At 72.7% G+C, this 19,677-nt stretch carries 14 protein-coding genes; 12 read left to right on the top strand and 2 right to left on the bottom strand.

Going from position 1 to position 19,677, the window contains the following annotated elements:
* Positions 1-109: 109 nt before the first annotated feature.
* The 12 genes from ACIP8Z_RS16400 (at position 110) to mycP (ending at position 15,180) form a co-directional block, all read left to right on the top strand.
* A complete protein-coding gene (locus ACIP8Z_RS16400; RefSeq protein ID WP_402083721.1) occupies positions 110-1,294 on the top strand; it encodes an acyltransferase family protein in 1,185 nt (394 codons plus the stop codon).
* 53 nt (positions 1,295-1,347) lie between these two features.
* Positions 1,348-1,635, top strand: a complete 288-nt coding sequence (locus ACIP8Z_RS16395) for a DUF3039 domain-containing protein (protein ID WP_015033918.1) — start codon at positions 1,348-1,350, stop codon at positions 1,633-1,635.
* A 338-nt stretch (positions 1,636-1,973) separates the two neighbouring features.
* The gene (locus ACIP8Z_RS16390) at positions 1,974-3,287 is read left to right on the top strand and encodes an extracellular solute-binding protein (protein ID WP_402083718.1); all 1,314 of its coding nucleotides are present in this window, start codon (positions 1,974-1,976) and stop codon (positions 3,285-3,287) included.
* Between the two features lie 5 nt (positions 3,288-3,292).
* Positions 3,293-4,258 (top strand): carbohydrate ABC transporter permease, encoded by a 966-nt coding sequence (locus ACIP8Z_RS16385; RefSeq protein WP_402083715.1) that lies wholly within the window; start codon positions 3,293-3,295, stop codon positions 4,256-4,258.
* Positions 4,255-5,103 (top strand): carbohydrate ABC transporter permease, encoded by an 849-nt coding sequence (locus ACIP8Z_RS16380; protein WP_319309622.1) that lies wholly within the window; start codon positions 4,255-4,257, stop codon positions 5,101-5,103. Before ACIP8Z_RS16385 ends, ACIP8Z_RS16380 begins: the two co-directional genes overlap by 4 nt.
* A gap of 4 nt (positions 5,104-5,107) precedes the next feature.
* A complete protein-coding gene (locus ACIP8Z_RS16375) occupies positions 5,108-6,760 on the top strand; it encodes a beta-N-acetylhexosaminidase (protein WP_402083713.1) in 1,653 nt (550 codons plus the stop codon).
* 225 nt (positions 6,761-6,985) lie between these two features.
* A complete protein-coding gene (locus ACIP8Z_RS16370; protein ID WP_030324484.1) occupies positions 6,986-7,861 on the top strand; it encodes a xanthine dehydrogenase family protein subunit M in 876 nt (291 codons plus the stop codon).
* Entirely contained in the window at positions 7,858-9,417 is a 1,560-nt protein-coding gene (locus tag ACIP8Z_RS16365) for a 2Fe-2S iron-sulfur cluster-binding protein (protein WP_402083711.1), read from the top strand. The genes ACIP8Z_RS16370 and ACIP8Z_RS16365 overlap by 4 nt, the downstream gene beginning before the upstream one ends.
* A complete protein-coding gene (locus ACIP8Z_RS16360; RefSeq protein ID WP_402083709.1) occupies positions 9,414-11,738 on the top strand; it encodes a xanthine dehydrogenase family protein molybdopterin-binding subunit in 2,325 nt (774 codons plus the stop codon). Before ACIP8Z_RS16365 ends, ACIP8Z_RS16360 begins: the two co-directional genes overlap by 4 nt.
* Positions 11,739-11,858: 120 nt before the next feature.
* Complete coding sequence (locus ACIP8Z_RS16355; RefSeq protein WP_402083706.1) at positions 11,859-12,335, top strand: hypothetical protein; 477 nt, start codon at positions 11,859-11,861, stop codon at positions 12,333-12,335.
* A gap of 44 nt (positions 12,336-12,379) precedes the next feature.
* On the top strand, positions 12,380-13,918 hold the full coding sequence (locus ACIP8Z_RS16350) for a hypothetical protein (RefSeq protein WP_402083703.1): 1,539 nt from the start codon (positions 12,380-12,382) through the stop codon (positions 13,916-13,918).
* 17 nt (positions 13,919-13,935) lie between these two features.
* Entirely contained in the window at positions 13,936-15,180 is a 1,245-nt protein-coding gene (gene mycP / locus ACIP8Z_RS16345) for a type VII secretion-associated serine protease mycosin (RefSeq protein WP_402083701.1), read from the top strand.
* Between the two features lie 87 nt (positions 15,181-15,267).
* On the opposite strand, the gene ACIP8Z_RS16340 is transcribed toward mycP, so the two are convergent.
* Positions 15,268-17,367, bottom strand: a complete 2,100-nt coding sequence (locus tag ACIP8Z_RS16340; RefSeq protein WP_402083698.1) for a serine/threonine-protein kinase — start codon at positions 17,365-17,367, stop codon at positions 15,268-15,270.
* Between the two features lie 67 nt (positions 17,368-17,434).
* Positions 17,435-19,621: a protein kinase gene (locus ACIP8Z_RS16335; protein WP_402083695.1), complete on the bottom strand. Its 2,187-nt coding sequence runs from the start codon at positions 19,619-19,621 to the stop codon at positions 17,435-17,437.
* Between the last annotated feature and the right edge of the window lie 56 nt (positions 19,622-19,677).

Below are 19,677 nucleotides of genomic sequence, written 5' to 3'. Positions count from 1 at the left end.
ACTCCTGGGTGCGCACATGTGTCCGATGGCGGACGCGATGCGTACGATGAGCCGACTTTCCTGAGCCATTGTGCGCATCAGCCGCGCCCAGACGATCAAGAGATGACAAGTGCCTGTCATAACCGCCACCCGGGTCGGCCGGGTCCCGAAGCAGGCCGCCGAGTCGGTCGGATCCGCGCTTCCCGCCCGCCTCGACTCGCTCACGAGTCTGAGGTTCTTCGCGGCCTTCGCGGTGTTCGCCCACCACTTCACCGGAGTCGGCGGCAAGACGGGTTATGGGCGGGCGCCGTCCATCTTCCCGTACTCGGAGATGGGCGCCCACGGCGTCACCTTCTTCTTCGTCCTCTCGGGCTTCCTCCTGACCTGGGTGTACAAGCCGTACGAGCACCCGATCGCCTTCTACATCCGCCGGGTCGCGCGCATCTGGCCGGCGACCCTGGTCGCCGCGGTGCTGGCGTACTACGTCTTCTACGTGCGCGCCCACGAGGCCGTCGAGTGGAAGTCGTTCATCGCCTCCCTCTTCCTCGTCCAGAACTGGCTGCCCGAGGCCACGCCGACCCTGCCCGGCAACCCGGTCACCTGGACCCTCAGCGTCGAGATCCTCTTCTACGCGCTCTTCCCGCTGCTCGCCCGCTTCGTCGTCCGGATGCGCACCCCGCTCCTCGTCGGACTCACCATCGCCGGTCTCCTGGCGATGTGGGCCGTCGCCTGGTGGTCCTTCGACAACCTCGACGGCGAGACCGCCCGCTGGGTCATGCGGCACCCCGCCGTCTACCTGCCGCAGTTCCTCCTCGGCATGACGGTCGCCCTGCTGATCCGCCGCGGCCTGCGGGTGCCGCTGCGCCCGATCGTGCCGCTGGCCCTGCTCGGCGTGTACGTCTACGCCTACTTCGAGCTGCGGGAGCGCCTGTCCCCGGCCTACGACGCGCAGCTGGAGTACACACTGCGGCCCACCCTGGCCGTGCTCGCCGCGCTGATCATCATCGCGTTCGTGCAGCGTGAGCTCGCGGGCCACAAGGGCGTCCTCAACAAGAAGCCGCTCATCCTGCTCGGCGTCTGGTCGTACAGCTTCTACCTGCTGCACCACTCGGTCAGCCGCTTCGCCACCTACGAGTGGGGCCGGATCCCCGACCGGGACTCGGCGCTCTTCACCATGCTCGGGATGGGCCTCGTCATCCTCGTGATGTCCTGGGCGCTCTACCGCTTCGTCGAGGAGCCGGCCAACCGCTGGCTCGTCCGCCGGATCCCGGCCCGCTGGCGGCGCACCGCTCCGGTGGCCCCGGACGCCCGGTGACCGCCGTGACGGAGGGCTCTGTCCCGCCGCGGGCGTGGGTACCCTTGGGTCCCATGAGCACTCTCGAGCCCGAGCGCGGGGCAGGTACGGGAACCCTCGTCGAGCCGACGCCGCAGGTGTCCCACGGTGACGGCGACCACGAGCGCTACGCCCATTACGTCCAGAAGGACAAGATCATGGCGAGCGCCCTCGACGGGACCCCCGTCGTGGCGCTGTGCGGAAAGGTCTGGGTACCGGGGCGCGACCCCAAGAAGTACCCGGTCTGTCCGATGTGCAAGGAGATCTACGACTCCATGGGCGCCGGCGGTGGCGACAAGGACAAGGGCGGCAAGGACAAGTAGAGGTGTCCTGACGTCCGGGAATGTCGGGGACGGCCCCCGTCGCGCGTACTTCGGTACGGGTGACGGGGGCCGTTCCGTTTCCCGGTGCGCGGCTGTGTCGCTCTCCGGAGTGCGGCCGTGCCGCTCTCCGGAGTGCGAGCGGGCGCTCTCCGGCGCGCGGCCATGGCGCTCCCGGTCCGCTGAGCCGTTGCGCAGGGTGCGTCCGCCGGTCACGGAGTGGTTGAGGTGGTCGAGACCTCTTGTCGGGCCGCCGGAGGCGCGCCTAACCTCACGCGTGTTGTGCAGAACGAAACGCGCATTGCGCATGTTGCAACGCACGCATCCGGAGGGGATCCGTCATGAAGCTTCCTCGCGTCGCCGCCCGCGTCACCGCCCCGGCCGCCGCGCTCCTGCTGGCCGGCCTGACCGCCACGGCCTGCGCGCCCCAGACGTCCGACGGCAAGGCCACGACGGACGAGAAGACCGGCACCCTGCGGGTCTGGCTCTTCCAGGAGGTGAGCAACAAGCCCAAGGAGCAGGTCGTCGCGCAGGCCGTCGCCGCCTTCGAGAAGCAGCACCAGGGCGCGAAGGTCGAGGTCGAGTACATCCCCGTCGAGACCCGCGCCCAGCGCGTCAAGGCCGCCTTCAACGACCCCAGGTCGGCCCCCGACCTCATCGAGTACGGCAACACCGACACCGCCGGATACGTCAAGGACGGCGGACTCGCCGACATCAGCGCCGAGTTCGGCGCCTGGGACGAGGCCAAGGACACCGACCCCACCGCCAGGCAGTCCGTCACGGTCGGCGGCAAGGTGTACGGCGCCCCGTTGTTCGTCGGCGTCCGCGCCCTCTACTACCGCACCGACGTGTTCGGGGAACTCGGCCTCACCGCCCCCAAGAGCCAGGCCGAACTCGTCTCCACCGCCAAGAAGATCCGCAAGGCCAGGCCCGAGCTGTACGGCATCGCCGTCGGCGGCGCGTACACCTACGGCGCCATGCCCTTCGTCTGGGCGGCCGGCGGCGAACTCGCCACCGCGAACGGCGACGCGTACAAGGCCGCCGTCAACAGCGAGGCCGCCCTCAAGGGCATCAGCACCTACACCTCGCTCTTCGGCGACGACAACTGCCCCGCCGCCAAGTGCGCCCAGATGGGCGGCAACGCCACCGTCACCGCCTTCGCCTCCGGCAAGGCCGCCATGGCCATCGGCGGCGACTTCAGCCACGCCGCCGTCGAGGCCGGCACCGTCAAGGGCAAGTACGCCGTCGTCCCGCTGCCCGGCACCACCCCCGGCTCCATCGCCCCGGCCTTCGCCGGCGGAAACAACATCGGCGTCCTCAAGAGCACCTCCCACCGCAGCCTCGCCGTCGACCTCCTCAAGTCCCTCACCGGCAAGGAGACCCAGGGCAGGCTCTTCGACGCGATGGGCTTCCTCCCCACGTACACCGACGTCCGGACCGCCGCCGCCCAGCGGCAGCCCTTCGTGAAGCCCTTCATCGACACCCTCGGCGCCGGCACCAAGTTCGTCCCGGCGTCCCCCGGCTGGGGTCAGATCGACGCCTCCCTCGTGCTGCCCACGATGTTCCAGGAGGTCGTCAGCGGCCGTAAGGACGTCAAGGCGGCGGCCGACGACGCCGCGAAGAAGATGGACGCGGCCTTCGCGCCGGCGGGCTGAGCCGCATGACGACCCAGCTCACCGTCACCCAGAAGCGGCCGGGTGCGACCACGCCCCCGGCCGCCCCCCGGCCGGCCCGGCGCGGCGGCCCCAGGGGCCACCGCCCCTGGACCCCCTGGCTGTACCTGCTGCCCGCCCTCGCCGTCCTCGGCGGACTCCTCGTCTACCCCGTCTACCAGCTCGGCCTGATCTCCTTCCTGGAGTACACCCAGGCCCAGGTCAGCGGCGGCGAACCCACCTCCTTCAAGGGCTTCGGCAACTACACGGCCCTCTTCGCCGACCCCCAGTTCTGGCAGGTCCTCCTCGCCACCGTCCTCTTCGCCGCCGCCTGCGTCGTCACCACGCTCGCCGTCGGCTGCGCCCTCGCCGTACTCCTCACGCGCGTGCGTGCCCTGCCGCGGTTCGTCCTGATGATGGCCGCGCTCGGCGCCTGGGCCACGCCGGCGGTCACCGGCTCCACGGTCTGGGTCTTCCTCTTCGACCCCGACTTCGGCCCCGTCAACAAGCTGCTCGGGCTCGGCGACTTCTCCTGGACGTACGGGCGGTACAGCGCCTTCGCCCTCGTCCTCCTCGAAGTCGTCTGGTGCTCCTTCCCGTTCGTGATGGTCACCGTCTACGCGGGCATCAAGGCCATCCCGTCCGAGGTCCTGGAGGCCGCTGCCCTCGACGGCGCCTCGCAGTGGCGGATCTGGCGCTCGGTCATGGCGCCGGTGCTCCGGCCGATCCTGGTCGTCGTCACGATCCAGTCGATCATCTGGGACTTCAAGGTCTTCACCCAGATCTACGTGATGACGAACGGCGGCGGCATCGCCGGCCAGAACCTCGTCCTCAACGTGTACGCCTACCAGAAGGCCTTCGCCTCGTCCCAGTACAGCCTGGGCTCGGCGATCGGCGTCGTCATGCTGCTGATCCTGCTGGCCGTGACGCTCGTCTACCTGCGCCTGCTGCGACGTCAGGGAGAAGAACTGTGAGCGTCCCGACCGTTCTCCGCGTCCGCCGCCCCGGCCGCCTCGCCGCCGAGGCCGTCACCCTGCTCGTCGCGGCCGCCGTCGCCTTCCCGCTGTACTGGATGGTCCTCTCGGCCTTCAAGCCGGCCGGTGAGATCCAGTCCACCGAGCCCCGGCCGTGGACGCTCTCCCCGTCCCTCGACTCGTTCCGCCGGGTCTTCGAACAGCAGGACTTCGGGCGCTACTTCCTGAACTCGCTGATCGTGGCGGGCACGGTCGTCCTCGCCTCCGCGCTGATCGCCTTCCTCGCGGCGACGGCCGTCACCCGGTTCCGCTTCAGGTTCCGGACGACGCTCCTGATCATGTTCCTGGTCGCCCAGATGGTGCCGGTCGAGGCCCTCACCATCCCGCTGTTCTTCCTCATGCGGGACGCCGGCCAGCTCAACACCCTCGGCTCGCTGATCCTCCCGCACATCGCCTTCTCACTGCCGTTCGCGATCTGGATGCTGCGCGGCTTCGTCAAGGCGGTCCCGGAGGCCCTGGAGGAGCAGGCCCAGATCGACGGGGCGAGCAGGACCCGGTTCCTGTGGCAGATCCTCTTCCCGCTGGTCTTCCCCGGCCTCGTCGCCACCAGCGTCTTCTCGTTCATCTCCACCTGGAACGACTTCCTCTTCGCGAAGTCGTTCATCATCAGCGACACCTCGCAGTCGACCCTGCCCATGGCCCTGCTCGTCTTCTTCAAGCCCGACGAGAACGACTGGGGAGGCATCATGGCCGGCTCGACCGTGATGACCGTCCCGGTGCTCGTCTTCTTCGTACTCGTACAGCGCCGCCTGGTCTCGGGACTGGGCGGGGCGGTGAAGGACTGACGCGATGCCCTACCCCCTGGACCTGATTCCGGCCCCGCTCTCCGCCGAGCGCACGGGGAGCGCCCCCGGGTACCTCACGCTCGACGAGCGGACCACCCTCGACGCCGGACCCGGCACCGGGTCCACCGCCCGCTGGCTCCGCACCGTCCTCGGCGCCGCCACCGGACTTCCCTTCGCCGACGGGACCGGCGCCCACGCCGTACGCCTGCGGATCAGCGAGGACGTGGAGCGGGAGCTCGGCCCCGAGGGCTACCGCCTCACCACGGAGGACCCCGCCGCCGCCGTCGTCATCGAGGGCGGCGGCCCCGCCGGGGTGTTCTGGGGCGCCCAGAGCCTCCGCCAGCTGCTCGGCCCCGAGGCGTACCGCGGGGCGCCCGTGAACGGCGGCGCCCGGGACCTCCCGTACGTCACCGTCGAGGACCGGCCCCGCTTCGGCTGGCGCGGCCTCATGCTCGACGTCTCCCGGCACTTCCTGCCCAAGGACGACGTCCTGCGCTACCTCGACCTGCTCGCCGCCCACAAGCTCAACGTCTTCCACTTCCACCTCACCGACGACCAGGGCTGGCGCATCGAGATCAAGCGCCACCCCCGGCTCACCGAGGTCGGCTCCTGGCGGGCCCGCAGCAAGTGGGGCCACCGCGCCTCGCCCCTCTGGGACGACACTCCGCACGGCGGGTACTACACCCACGACGACATCCGCGAGATCGTCGCGTACGCCGCAGAGCGGCACATCACCGTCGTCCCCGAGATCGACCTCCCCGGACACTCGCAGGCCGCCATCGCCGCGTACCCCGAGCTCGGCAACACCGACGTCGTCGACACCGCCGCCCTCACCGTCTGGGACACCTGGGGCGTCAACCCCAACGTCCTCGCCCCCACCGAGGCCGTCCTACGCTTCTACGAGGGCGTCTTCGAGGAGGTCCTCGACCTCTTCCCGGCGGCCACCTCCCCCTTCGTCCACGTCGGCGGCGACGAGTGCCCCAAGGACCAGTGGAAGGCCTCCCCGGCCGCCCAGGCCCGCATCAGGGAACTCGGGCTCGCCGACGAGGACGAGCTCCAGTCCTGGTTCATCCGCCACTTCGACCGCTGGCTCACCGCCCGCGGCCGGCGGCTCATCGGCTGGGACGAGATCCTGGAGGGCGGCCTCGCCGAGGGCGCGGCCGTCTCCTCCTGGCGGGGATACGGGGGCGGGATCGCCGCCGCCGAGGCCGGCCACGACGTCGTCATGTGCCCCGAGCAGCAGGTGTACCTGGACCACCGTCAGGCGCCGGGCGAGGACGAGCCGATGCCCATCGGGTACGTCCGCACCCTGGAGGACGTCTACCGCTTCGAGCCCGTCCCGCCGGGCCTCTCGCCGGAGGCCGCCGCCCACATCCTGGGAACGCAGGCCAACGTCTGGACCGAGGTGATGGAGAACCGGTCCCGCGTCGACTACCAGGTCTTCCCGCGCCTCGCCGCCTTCGCCGAGGTCGCCTGGTCCGCGCTGCCCGCACCGGAGTCGCGCGACTACCCGGCCTTCGCACGCCGGATGCGCACCCACTACGGGCGCCTGGACGCCCTCGGCGTGGACTACCGTCCGCCCGCCGGACCCCACCCCCGGCAGCGGCGCCCCGGGGTCCTGGGACGCCCTCTGGAGGGCACGCCCCCGATCGTGTGAGGGACCCGACATCCCCCTTCACCCAAGAGCGGCGAAACGGAAGTTACCGTCACTCGTCGGGGCGTCCCGGACGGAACAGTCCTTCGCGGGCCCTCGCGCCGGACCGCTCGGAAGATGTGCCAGAGTTGCCACGTCCGGCCTGTGAGCACGTACGGTACGCCCACACGCAGGCGCGACCGCCGGGCACATTCGGGGACCACCGGGACACCGGGAAGGGGCAGCGGGTTGACCACGCACGCACCACAGACGGCGCAGTCCGTGACGCTGCCCGCCTCGCTCGACGAGGCCGTGGCAGCGCTCACGGCCATGCCGGCCGCCGTCCCCGTCGCCGGTGGCACCGACCTGATGGCAGCCGTCAACAAGGGGCAGCTCCGCCCCGCCGGACTGGTCGGCCTGAGCCGCATCAACGAGATCCGCGGCTGGCAGTACCAGGACGGCCACGCACTGCTCGGCGCGGGCCTCACCCACGCGCGCATGGGCCGCCCCGACTTCGCCGCCCTCATCCCCGCGCTCGCCGCCGCCTCCCGCGCCGCCGGGCCGCCCCAGATCCGCAACGCGGGCACCCTCGGCGGCAACGTCGTCACCGCCGCGCCCACCGGCGACTCGCTGCCCGTCCTCGCCGCCCTTGAGGCCGACCTGGTCGTCCTCGGGCCGCTCGGCAGCCGCGAGATCCCCGTCTCCCACCTGCTCGCCGGCCGCGACCTGCTGGCCCCCGGCGAACTCGTCGCCTTCGTCCGCGTCCCCCTGCTCCACGCCCCCCAGGTCTTCGTCAAGGCCACCGGCCGGACCGGACCGGCCCGCGCGACCGCCTCCGTCGCGGTCGTCCTCGACCCGGCCCGGCGCGGGGTGCGCTGCGCGGTCGGCGCCGTCGCGCCGATGCCGCTGCGCCCGCTGGAGGCCGAGCGCTGGATCGCCTCGCTGGTCGACTGGGACAACGACCGGGGACTGGCCCCCGAGGCGCTCGCCGCCTTCGGCGAGTACGTCGCCGCCGCCTGCATCCCGGACCCGCCGGGCGACGAAGTGTTGCCCCCGGCCGTACTGCACCTGCGGCGCACCGTCGCCGCACTCGCCCGACGGGCACTGGGGAGGGCACTCTCGTGAGCAACGAACAGCAGCGTCAGCAGCGGAACTCCGGCGGCTGGGAGCCGATCCCGCAGAGCGAGGGGTACGACGGGGACGCCACCGCGTTCGTCCAGCTGCCGCCCGACTTCATGCTGGACGGCGTCCCCCTGGAGGCGCCCGGCCACGGCTACGTACCGCCGATGATCACCCCGCTGCAGCCGCTCGACCCGGCGGTGGCGGACCCGTCGGCGACGGGCACGTGGAACGTCCACCTGCCGACGCGGGCTGAGCAGACGCAGTACTTCGACGGGACGGAGTACGCGGAGCAGGGCGGGTACGGCGAGCAGGGCGGGTACGCGGGACAGGGCGGGTACGCCGACGAGCAGGCCGGGTACGCCGAGGGCCGGGCCGGGCACGCCGGGCACGCGGCCGGGCACGCCGGGCACGCCGGGCGCACGGAATACGCCGAGCACTTCGAGCAGGACCCGCACGCGACGTCCGAGTGGCGCTTCACGGAGGTGACGGAGGCGACGGCACCCGCCGGCTCCGGCGCCACAGGGCAATGGGAGATTCCGGGCGTACCGGGCATGTCCGAGGCGGCCGAAGAGGCGGGCCCCGCCGAGGAGTCGGGCGACTTCGCCGCCTCGGCCGTCCGGCCGTACGCGGAGGCACCGGCGACCCTGCCGGGCGGCGCCCCGGCCCCGTGGGCGCTGCCGGAGGAGCCGGCCGCGGAGGCCGCGGCGGACACCGCCGACACCGACGCCGCGGCCGAAGCCGAGGGGGAGCGGGGCGCGGGCCCGGCGAACGGGACGGCGGAGCCGGAAGAGGCGGAGGCGCGGGAGCAGGACACGGAGCCGGACGGCGCCGACGCGTCCCACGTGTCCGACCCGTCCGATGTGTCCGGCCCGTCCGGTCAGGCGCCGGAGGCGTACACCGCCTCGGAGGCGGACACCGCCCCCGAGCCCCCCGCGGCGATCCCCGCCGCACCCGCCACGCCCGACGCGAGCCTCGCCGCCTCCACCGACAGCGACGAGCACCCCCACACCTCGTACACCCTTCGGGTCAACGGCGCCGACCGGCCCGTCACCGGCTCCTGGATCGGCGAGTCGCTGCTCTACGTCCTGCGCGAGCGCCTCGGCCTCGCCGGGGCGAAGGACGGCTGCTCGCAGGGCGAGTGCGGCGCGTGCAACGTGCAGGTCGACGGCCGGCTCGTCGCCTCCTGCCTGGTCCCCGCGGCGACCGCCGCCGGGAGCGAGGTACGGACGGTCGAGGGCCTCGCGGTCGACGGGGAGCCCTCGGACGTGCAGCGGGCCATGGCCAGGTGCGGCACCGTCCAGTGCGGCTTCTGCATCCCCGGCATGTGCATGACCGTGCATGACCTCCTTGAGGGCAACCACGCCCCCACCGAACTCGAGACCCGCCAGGCGCTCGCGGGCAACCTGTGCCGCTGTTCCGGCTACCAGGGCGTCCTCGAAGCCGTACGCGAGGTCGTGTCCGAGCGCGAGGCGAGCGCCGCGGCCACCGCGTCCGAGGCCGCGGAAGAGCCCCGGGTCCCGCACCAGATTCCCCACCCGCACGACGGAGGCATGGCGTGAGCGACGCGATCACCGCCGTTCCCACGATCCCGGTCCTGGACACCCCCGGGGCCCTGGGTCAGGAGCCGGCCGCGCACGGCCTCGGCACCTCGCTCCCGCAGGCCGAGGCGAGGGCGAAGACCGAGGGCACCTTCCCGTACGCCTCCGACCTGTGGGCCGAGGGGCTGCTCTGGGCCGCGATCCTGCGCTCCCCGCACCCGCACGCGCGCATCGTCTCCGTCGACACGAGCGCCGCCACCGCCATGGCGGGCGTACGGGCCGTGGTGACGGCCGCGGACGTGCCCGGCGCGGCGACGTACGGCCGACGGGTCGCCGACCGGCCGGTGTTCGCCGCCGACCTGGTCCGGCACCACGGCGAGGCGATCGCCGCCGTCGCCGCCGACCACCCCGACACGGCCCGGCTCGCGGCCGCCGCGATCGCCGTCGAGTACGAGGTGCTCGACCCGGTGACGGACCCGGAGAAGGCGTTCGCCGCCGAGGCGCTGCACCCCGACGGGAACCTGATCCGGCACATCCCGCTGCGTTTCGGCGACCCCGACGTGACGGGCGAGATCGTCGTCGAGGGCCTGTACCGGATCGGGCGCCAGGACCCGGCGCCGATCGGGGCCGAGGCGGGCCTGGCCGTACCGCGCCCGGACGGCGGGGTGGAGCTCTACACCGCCTCGACCGACCCGCACACCGACCGGGACCTGGCCGCCGCCTGCTTCGGCCTTCCGCCCGAGCAGGTCAAGCTGGTGGTGACCGGCGTGCCCGGCGCCACCGGCGACCGCGAGGACCCGGGCTTCCAGATCCCGCTGGGCCTGCTCGCGCTGCGTACCGGCTGCCCGGTCAAGCTCACCGCCACGCGCGAGGAGTCCTTCCTCGGCCACGCCCACCGGCACCCGACCCTGCTGCGCTACCGGCACCACGCGGACGCGGAGGGACGCCTGGTGAAGGTGGAGGCGCAGATCCTGCTCGACGCGGGCGCGTACGCCGACTCCTCGTCGGAGTCGCTCGCGGCGGCGGTGGCCTTCGCCTGCGGCCCGTACGTCGTCCCGCACGCCTTCGTCGAGGGCTGGGCGGTCCGTACGAACAACCCGCCGTCCGGCCATGTGCGGGGCGAGGGCGCGATGCAGGTGTGCGCGGCGTACGAGGCGCAGATGGACAAGCTCGCGGCGAAGCTGGGTGTGGACCCGGCGGAGCTGCGCATGCGGAACGTGATGTCGACCGGCGACATCCTGCCGACGGGCCAGACGGTGACCTGCCCGGCCCCGGTGGCCGAACTCCTCGCCGCCGTGCGCGACTTCCCGCTCCCCGCCCTGCCCAAGGACACGCCCGAGGGCGAGTGGCTCCTGCCCGGCGGCCCCGAGGGCGCGGGCGAACCGGGCGCGGTGCGACGGGGCGTGGGCTACGCGCTGGGCATGGTGCACATGCTGGGCGCGGAGGGCACGGACGAGGTCTCCACGGCGACCGTGCGGGTCCAGGACGGGGTGGCGACGGTCATCTGCTCGGCCGTGGACACCGGTTCGGGCTTCTCGACGCTCGCCCGCCAGATCGTGCAGGACACGCTCGGCATCGACGAGGTCCACATGGCTCCGGTCGACACCGACCAGCCGCCGGCGGGACCCGCGGCCCACGGCCGCCACACCTGGGTCTCCGGCGGGGCGGTGGAGCGGGCCGCGAAGATGGTCCGTACGCAGCTTCTCCAGCCGCTGGCCCACCAGTTCGGCATGTCGACGGAGCTCCTCCAGATCACCGACGGCAAGATCACCTCGTACGACGGGGTGCTGTCGACGACCGTCACGGAGGCGATGGACGGCAAGGAACTCTGGGCCACCGCCCAGTGCCGCCCGCACCCGACGGAGCCGCTGGACGAGGCGGGCCAGGGCGACGCGTTCGTCGGCCTCGCGTTCTGCGCGATCCGCGCGGTGGTCGACGTGGACATCGAACTCGGCGCCGTACGCGTCGTGGAGATGGCCGTCGCCCAGGACGTCGGCCGCGTCCTCAACCCGGCCCAGCTCGCCACCCGCATCGAGGCGGGCGTCACCCAGGGCGTCGGCGCGGCCCTCACGGAGAACCTCCGCACCGCCCGTGGCCTGGTCCGGCACCCCGACTTCACCGGTTACGCACTCCCGACATCCCTGGACGCCCCGGACATTCGCATCGTGAAACTCGTCGAAGAGCGGGACGTCGTCGCGCCGTTCGGCGCGAAGGCGGCGAGCGCGGTCCCGGTCGTCACCTCACCCGCCGCAGTGGCCTCAGCGGTACGCGCGGCGACGGGCCGCCCGGTCAACCGCCTCCCGATCCGCCCCCAGGCAGCGGTGGCCGTGCCCAATTCGTAACCCTGTGATGTCCGTTGCTTGTGCAACCCGGAGGTGCGGACTGTCGTCGTTCCTGACTACAGTGGAGTTCTGGACTTGGCAGTACGGCGGACGGTTGTTCGACGGGGGAGGAGCGCGGGCATGGAAGCCTACGTGGACGGGGGCGGGTACGGGATGCGGGCGATGAGCGCCGATGCGGTGCGCTACAACACCGAGACGATGACTGAGTTCAAGGCGAGCATCGACGGTCTGATCGAGACGCTCACCTCATCAGCGGCCGACAAGGGCAAGTTGAACGCCGAGCCGATAGTGCGCGCTCAGTTCGGCGGAGGCGGCGCGGCCTGGAGCGAGGCGCACGGCGTCCACTCGTCGTACACGACCGTCCTCAAGCAGCTGACGGACCTCTCCGGCCTGTTGCAGGACTGCCTGGAGGGCCTCGGCATCGCGGTCGTCGCGTCCAAGGACGGCTTCGAGCAGATGGACGACGACATCAAGCAGAAGATGATCCGCATCCATCAGCGGACCGAGGACGCCAAGGCGACGGCGGACCGCGAAGCGGGCCGTGTGCCGGAGGGCCAGGGCAGCCAGGGCACCGAGAGCGACAGCCCCTTCAAGTAGGGCGGCACGGGCAGATCACAGGGGACACGGGGAAGAGGCGAAGAATGAGTCGTGCACACGAAGGCGGAGGCGGCGGAGGCGGCACCACCGACTTCCAGTCCATGACGCACCAGCAGATGCTGGACTGGCTGGACGAAGCCAGCGAGCCGGGTGTGAGGCTCGCGGGTGACCGCTTGAAGGAAGCGGCCGAGCAGCTGCACCTGATCGCCGACCAGCTCAAGAACCGGACCGGCCGGGTCGACTGGAAGGGCGAGGCGGAGAAGGCGTTCACCGAATGGGCTGAGAGCGTGGTGAGCTCGACGCGCTCGCTCGGCGACTACAGCTCCCACTCGGCCGAGTGGATGCACCGCACGGCACAGGCCATCGCCAGCGCCAAGAGCGCCACGCCGCGCTACACCTCCCACGAGTCGGCCAAGGCGAACCTGGAAGCGGCGCAGAAGTACCGCAACGACCCCGACTCGGCGACGATCGCCCGGAACGCCCAGAGCTCGATGTCCGCCAGCGAGGACCTCCAGGCCATCCTGGACAAGGAGAGGGCCAACAAGCAGGCGGCGGCGGACGAGATGAAGAAGCTCTCGTCCACGTACCAGTGGTCGAGCTTCCAGATGACGAGCATCGCACCGCCGACGTTCCCGCCGCCGCCGGGCGAGTTCGTGCCGGAGGCGGGCACCGAGCGCAGAGGCGTGGGATCCGTCGACCCCTCGTCGAGGACCGGAACCCACTCCACGGGCACGGGTACGGAGACGACCACGGGGACGCACATCGCGCGCCCGCGACCGGAGACCCCCGGCACCGAGTCCGACACGCGCATCGTTCCGCCGACGGGCGACCCGACCGGGCCGACGCACGTCATCCGCCCCGAGGTCAGGCCCGACGTCCCCGTGGACCTCGGCATCGACAGCGTCGACACCAAGACGCCGCCGACCACGCTGCCGGGACCCACGACGCAGACCCCGGGCACGCCGCCGCCGATCACCAAGCCGGACGGCAGCGCGCCTCCGTTCGTGACCACGACCGGCATGCCCCCGCTCCCCTCGAAGGGCGGCCCGGGCGTGCCGCCTCCCACCGGTCCCGTCACCGGCGGCACGCGCAACCCGATGAACACCACCGGCCCGCGCGGCCTTCCGACCGGTCCCGGCCCGCTGGGCGGTCCCCGCGAGGGCATCAGCGGCGGCAAGGCCGTGCCCCACGCGCAGGGGCGTCCCCAGACCGGACTCCCGCGCAGCACCGTCATCGGCGCCGAGCCGGGCCGCAACGGCTCGGGCATGGGCCGCGCGCCCATGGGCGGCGGCATGGGCGGCCCGATGGGCGGCGGCATGGGCGGCGGCCAGAACGGCATCACCGGCGGACGCCGTCTCGCTGGCGAGACCGGCGGAGTCGTCGGCGGCAAAGCGCAGCGCGCCGGCGCCACCGGCGGCGCCGCGCGTCCCTTCACGCCCGGTGGCTCCGGCCTCGTGCGCGGAGGCTCCACGCAGCGGCCCGGCGAGCGCGAGGAGACGAACGGAGAGCGTCCCGACTACCTGGTCGAGGACGAGGAGACCTGGCAGCAGGGGCGCCGCGTGGCGCCGCCCGTCATCGACTGATCAGCGCGAGGAAGCAGATGCGTACCAGCAGTATTCGTCGGAGCCGTGCCCGAGTCACCGCCTCGGCCGCCTTGGGGATGCTGCTGGTGGGCATCGCTTCCGTACCCGCCCACGCGGCGGGTGTCCGCGACCGGCAGTGGCACCTGGACGCCTTCGGCGCCGAGGAGATCTGGCAGATCAGCACCGGCAAGGGCGTCACGGTCGCCGTGATCGACAGTGGTGTGGAGCAAGGGATCCCTGACCTGAAGGGCCAGATCCTCAAGGGCAAGGACCTCGCCCCGGAGGAGGAGGGCGACGAGTTCACCGACTACACCGGCCACGGCACGGGCATGGCCGCCCTCATCGCCGGTACCGGCGCGGCGGACGGCGGCAACGGTGCCTTCGGGCTGGCTCCGGGAGCCAAGATCCTCCCCATCCGCATTCCAGGAGCGGACGCCGGCGACAAGAGCCAGGCGGCGGCGGACCGTGAGTTCAACACGGTCATGCCCGAGGCCATCCGCTTCGCCGTCGACTCCGGTGCCAAGGTCCTCAACATCTCGCAGGGCGCAACCGCCGGCTCGCAGCAGCTCACCGACGCCGTGAAGTACGCCCTGGACAAGGGTGCGCTGGTCTTCGCCTCCGTCGGCAACACCGGCGACAAGACCAACAAGCTGGAGTACCCGGGGGCGACCCCCGGAGTCGTCGGAGTCGGCGCCGTCGACAAGAAGGCGACCCGCATCCCGATGTCCCAGTACGGCCCCCAGGTCGACGTCGTGGCCCCCGGCAAGGACATGGTCGCCGCGTGCAGCGGCGGCCGAGTCTGCACGACGACCGGTACCAGTGACTCCACCGCCCTCGCCTCCGCCGCCGCCGCGCTGATCTGGTCGAAGCACCCCGACTGGACCAACAACCAGGTCCTGAAGGTCATGCTCAACACCATCGCCAAGCCCTCCCAGGGCGAGGCACGCAGCGACTTCATCGGCTACGGCGCCGTCCGGCCGCTCCGGGCGCTGAAGACTCCCGGCGACCCCGGCCCGGCCGGCGTCCGGCCCATCAAGGACCTTGAGGAGCCCTTGACGGCCGCGCCGTCGGCCTCGGCGTCCGCATCGGCGGACTCGGCGACGTCCGCACCCTCCGCCCCCGCGCCCGCGCCCGCCCCGGCAACCCAGGCGTCGGGCGACGACGGGGGCAACACCGGCCTCTGGATCGGCCTCGGGATCGGCGCGGCCGTGTTGATCGGTGCCGCGATCGCCGTGCCCGTACTCCGCTCGCGGCGGAGCTGAACCCGACCCGCCTCCTGTGAACACCGGGCCGGTCCAAGGCGGCCCGGCCGGTGAAGACGCGGTCGTGACGGGGGCGGGGGCGTCGGCTCAGGTGCCGAAGACCGGCATGGCCGCGAGGTTTCCTCCACGGGCGACGAAGACGCGATGGGCGTCACTCACGAGCCGGTAGGGGCCCTGGCCCTCCATCGTCAGGGGGAACAGGTGGTCGCCGGTGGTCTTGTTGACCACCGTGACGGAGCTGTCGTCCGCCTCCGGGAGCCAGACAGTCATCCCCTCCACGGCGGGCGCGGTGATGGTGGTGCCCAGACGGTCCATGATCTGCGTCCAGGCGGGGCTCGCGACCTGGGTGTCGGGCACGGCACGGAAGAGGCGGGCGTTGTACCCGTTGACCGCGATGACGGAATCGCCGTCGGCGGTCGGAGTGCCCCAGCCCACCTCCCGCCCGGTGGCGCCGAAGGCCTCTTCCTTCCAGAGGAAGTCGCCGCCTTCGAGGCGCCGGGCCACCAGGTTGGGGCCGCCGAGGTACACGGTGTCACCGCTGATCGAGGGGGCCTGGCCGTGGGTGCCCTGGCCCTTGAGCTGCCAGGCCGTCTCGCCGGTGGCGGTGTCGAGGACGGCGACGTGTCCGTCCCTGCCGTGGATCACGAGCCGCTTCCCGCCTGTGACCGCCTTCGCGGGACCGGCGGCGGACCGGGGGGACGTCATGGGGCGCGTCCAGGTGGTGGCGAGCGTCCAGGCGTCGACGGCGCGCAGCTCGTTGTCCTTCGTCACCAGATAGACGTGGGTGGCGTCGGCGGCGAGGACCTCGTCGACGTCCGACCCGGTCTCCCAGACGTGGCTGCCGGTGGAGGCGACGAAGGCGTGCAGGACACCGTCCTTGTCGGCGCCGACGACGAGCCGGTCGGCGACGGAGACGTAACCGGCGGCCGCCTCGATCTCCTCGGCCCGCCACCGCTCCTTTCCGTCCGTGACGGAGAGGGCGAGCAGCCCGCCCGTCTTCGCGTGCGTCAGTACGACGTCCCTCACCGGGAGAAGCGTCCCGCCCTCGGGGGCGGCGACGTCGAGAGGGCCCCACAGCGTCTTGGGGGCCTTGCCGGACGTGCTGTCGATGAGCGAGATGAAGGCGGCCTCGGGTGCCGGCGCGGCCGGGGGCACGTCGGCGGTCGGGGACTTCGCGCCGTCTCGGCTCAGCCACCAGGCCCCGGCTCCGCCGCTCGCACCCAGCACGGCCACGCCCACCGCCGCCGCGGTGAGGAAGCGGCGCCGGGACGGCGCGGCGGGCACGGCGGTGTCCGCGGGTGCCACGAGGCGCTTCATGGCCGTCTCGCGCCGTTTGACGTCCTCGGCGAGCGGACCCTTGCGCCAGGCGCGGTCGGCGCCCTTCGGCGGGGCGAAGGCCTCGGCGATCTGCGGGGGCGCGGGGCGGTACGCCGGGTCCTTCGCCAGGCACGGGCGGATCAGGTCCTGAAGCTCCGTCGGGACCAGGCTCAGGTCCGGTGTCCCGTGTACGACCTCGTACTGGACGGCCGGCACGTGTGCGCCGTCGAAGGCGCGCCGCCCGCTCGCCGCGTACACGAGGACCGCGCCGAGCGAGAAGACGTCCGACGCCGGGCCGACCCGCTGCCCGAGGACCTGTTCGGGAGCCCCGTATCCCGGGGTGACGGGGATCTGGCCCGTCGTCGTCAGGGTGAGGCCGTGCTCGGGGCGGGCGATGCCGAAGTCGATGATCCGCGGGCCGGTCGAGGTGAGCACGATGTTCGCGGGCTTCAGGTCGCGGTGGACGAGGCCGGTCGTGTGGATGTCGTGCAGCGTGCGGGCGAGCTGGGCCGCGAGGGCGCGGACCGCCGCCACGTCCATCGGGCCGTACGCCCGGACCGCCTCGTCGAGCGTCGGCCCGGCGAGGAACTCCGCGGCGATCCAAGGCCGTCCGCCCTCGGTCTGCGCCCCGAGGACCCGTGCGACGCCCGTGCTGGTGACGGCCCGGGCCATGTCGGCCTCGCGGACGAAGCGCTGGGCCAGGTGCTGGTCGTGGGCGAGTTCGGGCCGCAGGACCTTGACGGCGGCGGGTGTTCCGTCGCCGTCCCGGCCGACGTACACCTTGCCCATGCCGCCCTCACCGAGGACACCGAGGAGGCGGTACGGGCCGAGCCGGAGCGGGTCGCCGGTGGCGAGGGGCTGAGTGGTCACGTGAGCTTCCAGGTCGGTGGGAAGGGCGGGGCGGGACTGCGGGGAGGGCGGGACGGCGGCCGGCGGGTCAGGCGAAGGGGATGGCGACGACGGACGACGCTCCGGCCCCGAGGATCCGGGTGCGCGCCTTGTCGACGACGTACCGGCTGGCATCCGTCGAGAACACCCAGGCCGAGCGGTGGGTCGTCCGGTCGACCGCGCTCAGACCGCCCCGGACCGGCGCGTACACGTATTTCTTCCCGACCACCGGGACCATGAGGAGTTCCGGGGTCAGGCTGCGGCCCGAGGAGACCTCCTCCCAGCGCTTGTCGCCCTTGTCGGCGCCGAGGACCACGAGTCCGCGGCCGGCCTCGTTCACGTGGACGAGGCCGTCGGCGACGGCCGGCATCCCGTGGAAGGAGCCGGCGCCGTACTTCCAGGCGATCCCGCCGTCGGTGAGGCGCAGCGCCCGCACGAGGTCGCCGCCGAGGTAGAGGTGCCGGTCGTCGGTCGCGAGCTGTCCGGGCCTGAAGCTCTGGGATTCCTCCATGGGGAGGGCCCGCTGCCACAGTTTTCGGCCGGTGCGTACGTCCCTCGCCTGGACGACGAAGGACTCCAGGTCGCCGCTGTTCTTGCCGAGGATCAGCCGGTCGCCGACGACCTGGGAGAGCCAGGGGCGCACGCCGTCCCACTCGTAGGGGTGGCGCCACGCCTCCTTGCCCGTGCGGAGATCGACGGCGATCAGGTGCCAGCCGGTCTCCCGCTCCTCCAGTGTGTCCGACTGCTTCCCGAGCCGTGAGGCGGCGAAGAGCCGTCCGCCGGAGGCGCTGAGGAGAAAGGTGCCGAACTGCGAACCGTCGAAGCCTTTGACCCCGATCATCCGGGTGGCCTCCTTGCCGGTGCGCGCCGCGACCGTCCGGATGCGCAGGACGCCCGGACCGTCGTTGGGGCCGCTGGACATGTAGAAGTACGTGCCGTCCGTGGCGACCTGCTGGGGGTCCACCATCGGGTCGGTCCACAGCTCGGTGCCGTTCCGCGTGTCGAGGGCGCGGAAGGAGACGGTCTCGGTGAATCCGACGACGTCCCCGGCGATCAGCTGCGTCGTGCTCTCCTCGCGGTCCAGGGACTCGCCTCGCCACAGAGCGGCGGGCGCGCCGTCCGAGGCGGTGGTGGCGGGGATCGCGGTGGGGCCGGTGGGAGCGGGGGCGCCGGCGGAGGGGGTGTCGGTGTCCCGCGACCCCAGCCACGCCCACACCCCGCCCCCCGCGCCCGCCACCCCGAGCAGCGTCGCGCCGCCCACCGAGAACAGGCGGCGGCGGGAGATCGGCGCGGAGGCCACCGTCTCCGCCGCGGCCGGCCCGGCCGAGCCCGCCGGGGCCGGCAGGCGGTGGGGTGCGTGGAGCCAGACGTCCGTGGCTCGGCGGGCGATGTCGGTGAGGAGCAGGGGCGGCAGGTGGTCCGCGAACTCGCCGTGCCCGTCGTGGAACCGGTCGATCAGCACGCCCGTGGTGGGGCGGGCCGAGGGGTCCTTCGACAGACAGGCCGTCAGGAGCGGGAGCAGTGCCTCCGGTACGCCGGTGAGGTCGGGCTCCGCGTAGCGGACGCGGTACAGGAGGTCTGCGGCGGAGCCCGTACCGAAGGGGCCGTGGCCGGTCGCGGCGAAGACCAGGACGCCCGCCAGCGCGAACACGTCGCCGGCGGGCGGGTGTTCCTGCCCGCTCGCCTGCTCCGGGGACATGAACGCCGGCGTGCCGGCCGCCGCTCCCGTACGGGTCAGATGCTCGTCGCCGGCCGCCCGCGCGATGCCGAAGTCGATGATCTTCGGTCCGTACGCGGTGACGAGCACGTTCGAGGGCTTGAGGTCCCGGTGCACCACGTCCGAGGAGTGCAGCTGCGCCAGCGCCCCGGCGAGCGCCGCGCCGAGGGCGCGGACCGTCGGCTCGGGGAGCGGGCCGCCGAGCGCCACCGCGTCGTCGAGCGGCGGGCCGAGGACGTACTCGGTGGCCAGCCACGGCGTCTCTGCCAGCGGGTCCGCGTCGACGACGGCGGCGCCGTGGCGCGCGCCGATGATCCGCGCGGCGTCCGTCTCCAGCCGGAATCGGGCCCGGAACGCCGGGTCGGTGGCGAGCCGCGCGTGCACGGTCTTCAGGGCGACGGTCCGACCGCCGGGGGTGCGCGCCAGATAGACCGTGCCCATGCCGCCGGAACCGAGGCGGGCGATGAGCCGGTACGTGGCGACCGCGGCCGGGTCGTCGTGGGTCAGGGGCGACAGCATGGATGAGGTCCGTCAGGTCCGGGGGAGGGCGGGAAGGAGGAGGGAAGGGCGCGCTC

Origin of the sequence: Streptomyces sp. NPDC088553, from assembly GCF_044752965.1 — a bacterium.
Taxonomy (GTDB): Bacteria; Actinomycetota; Actinomycetes; order Streptomycetales; family Streptomycetaceae; genus Streptomyces.
The sequence above is the reverse complement of the archived record's forward strand: the minus strand, read 5'-3'. Positions and strand labels throughout refer to the sequence as shown.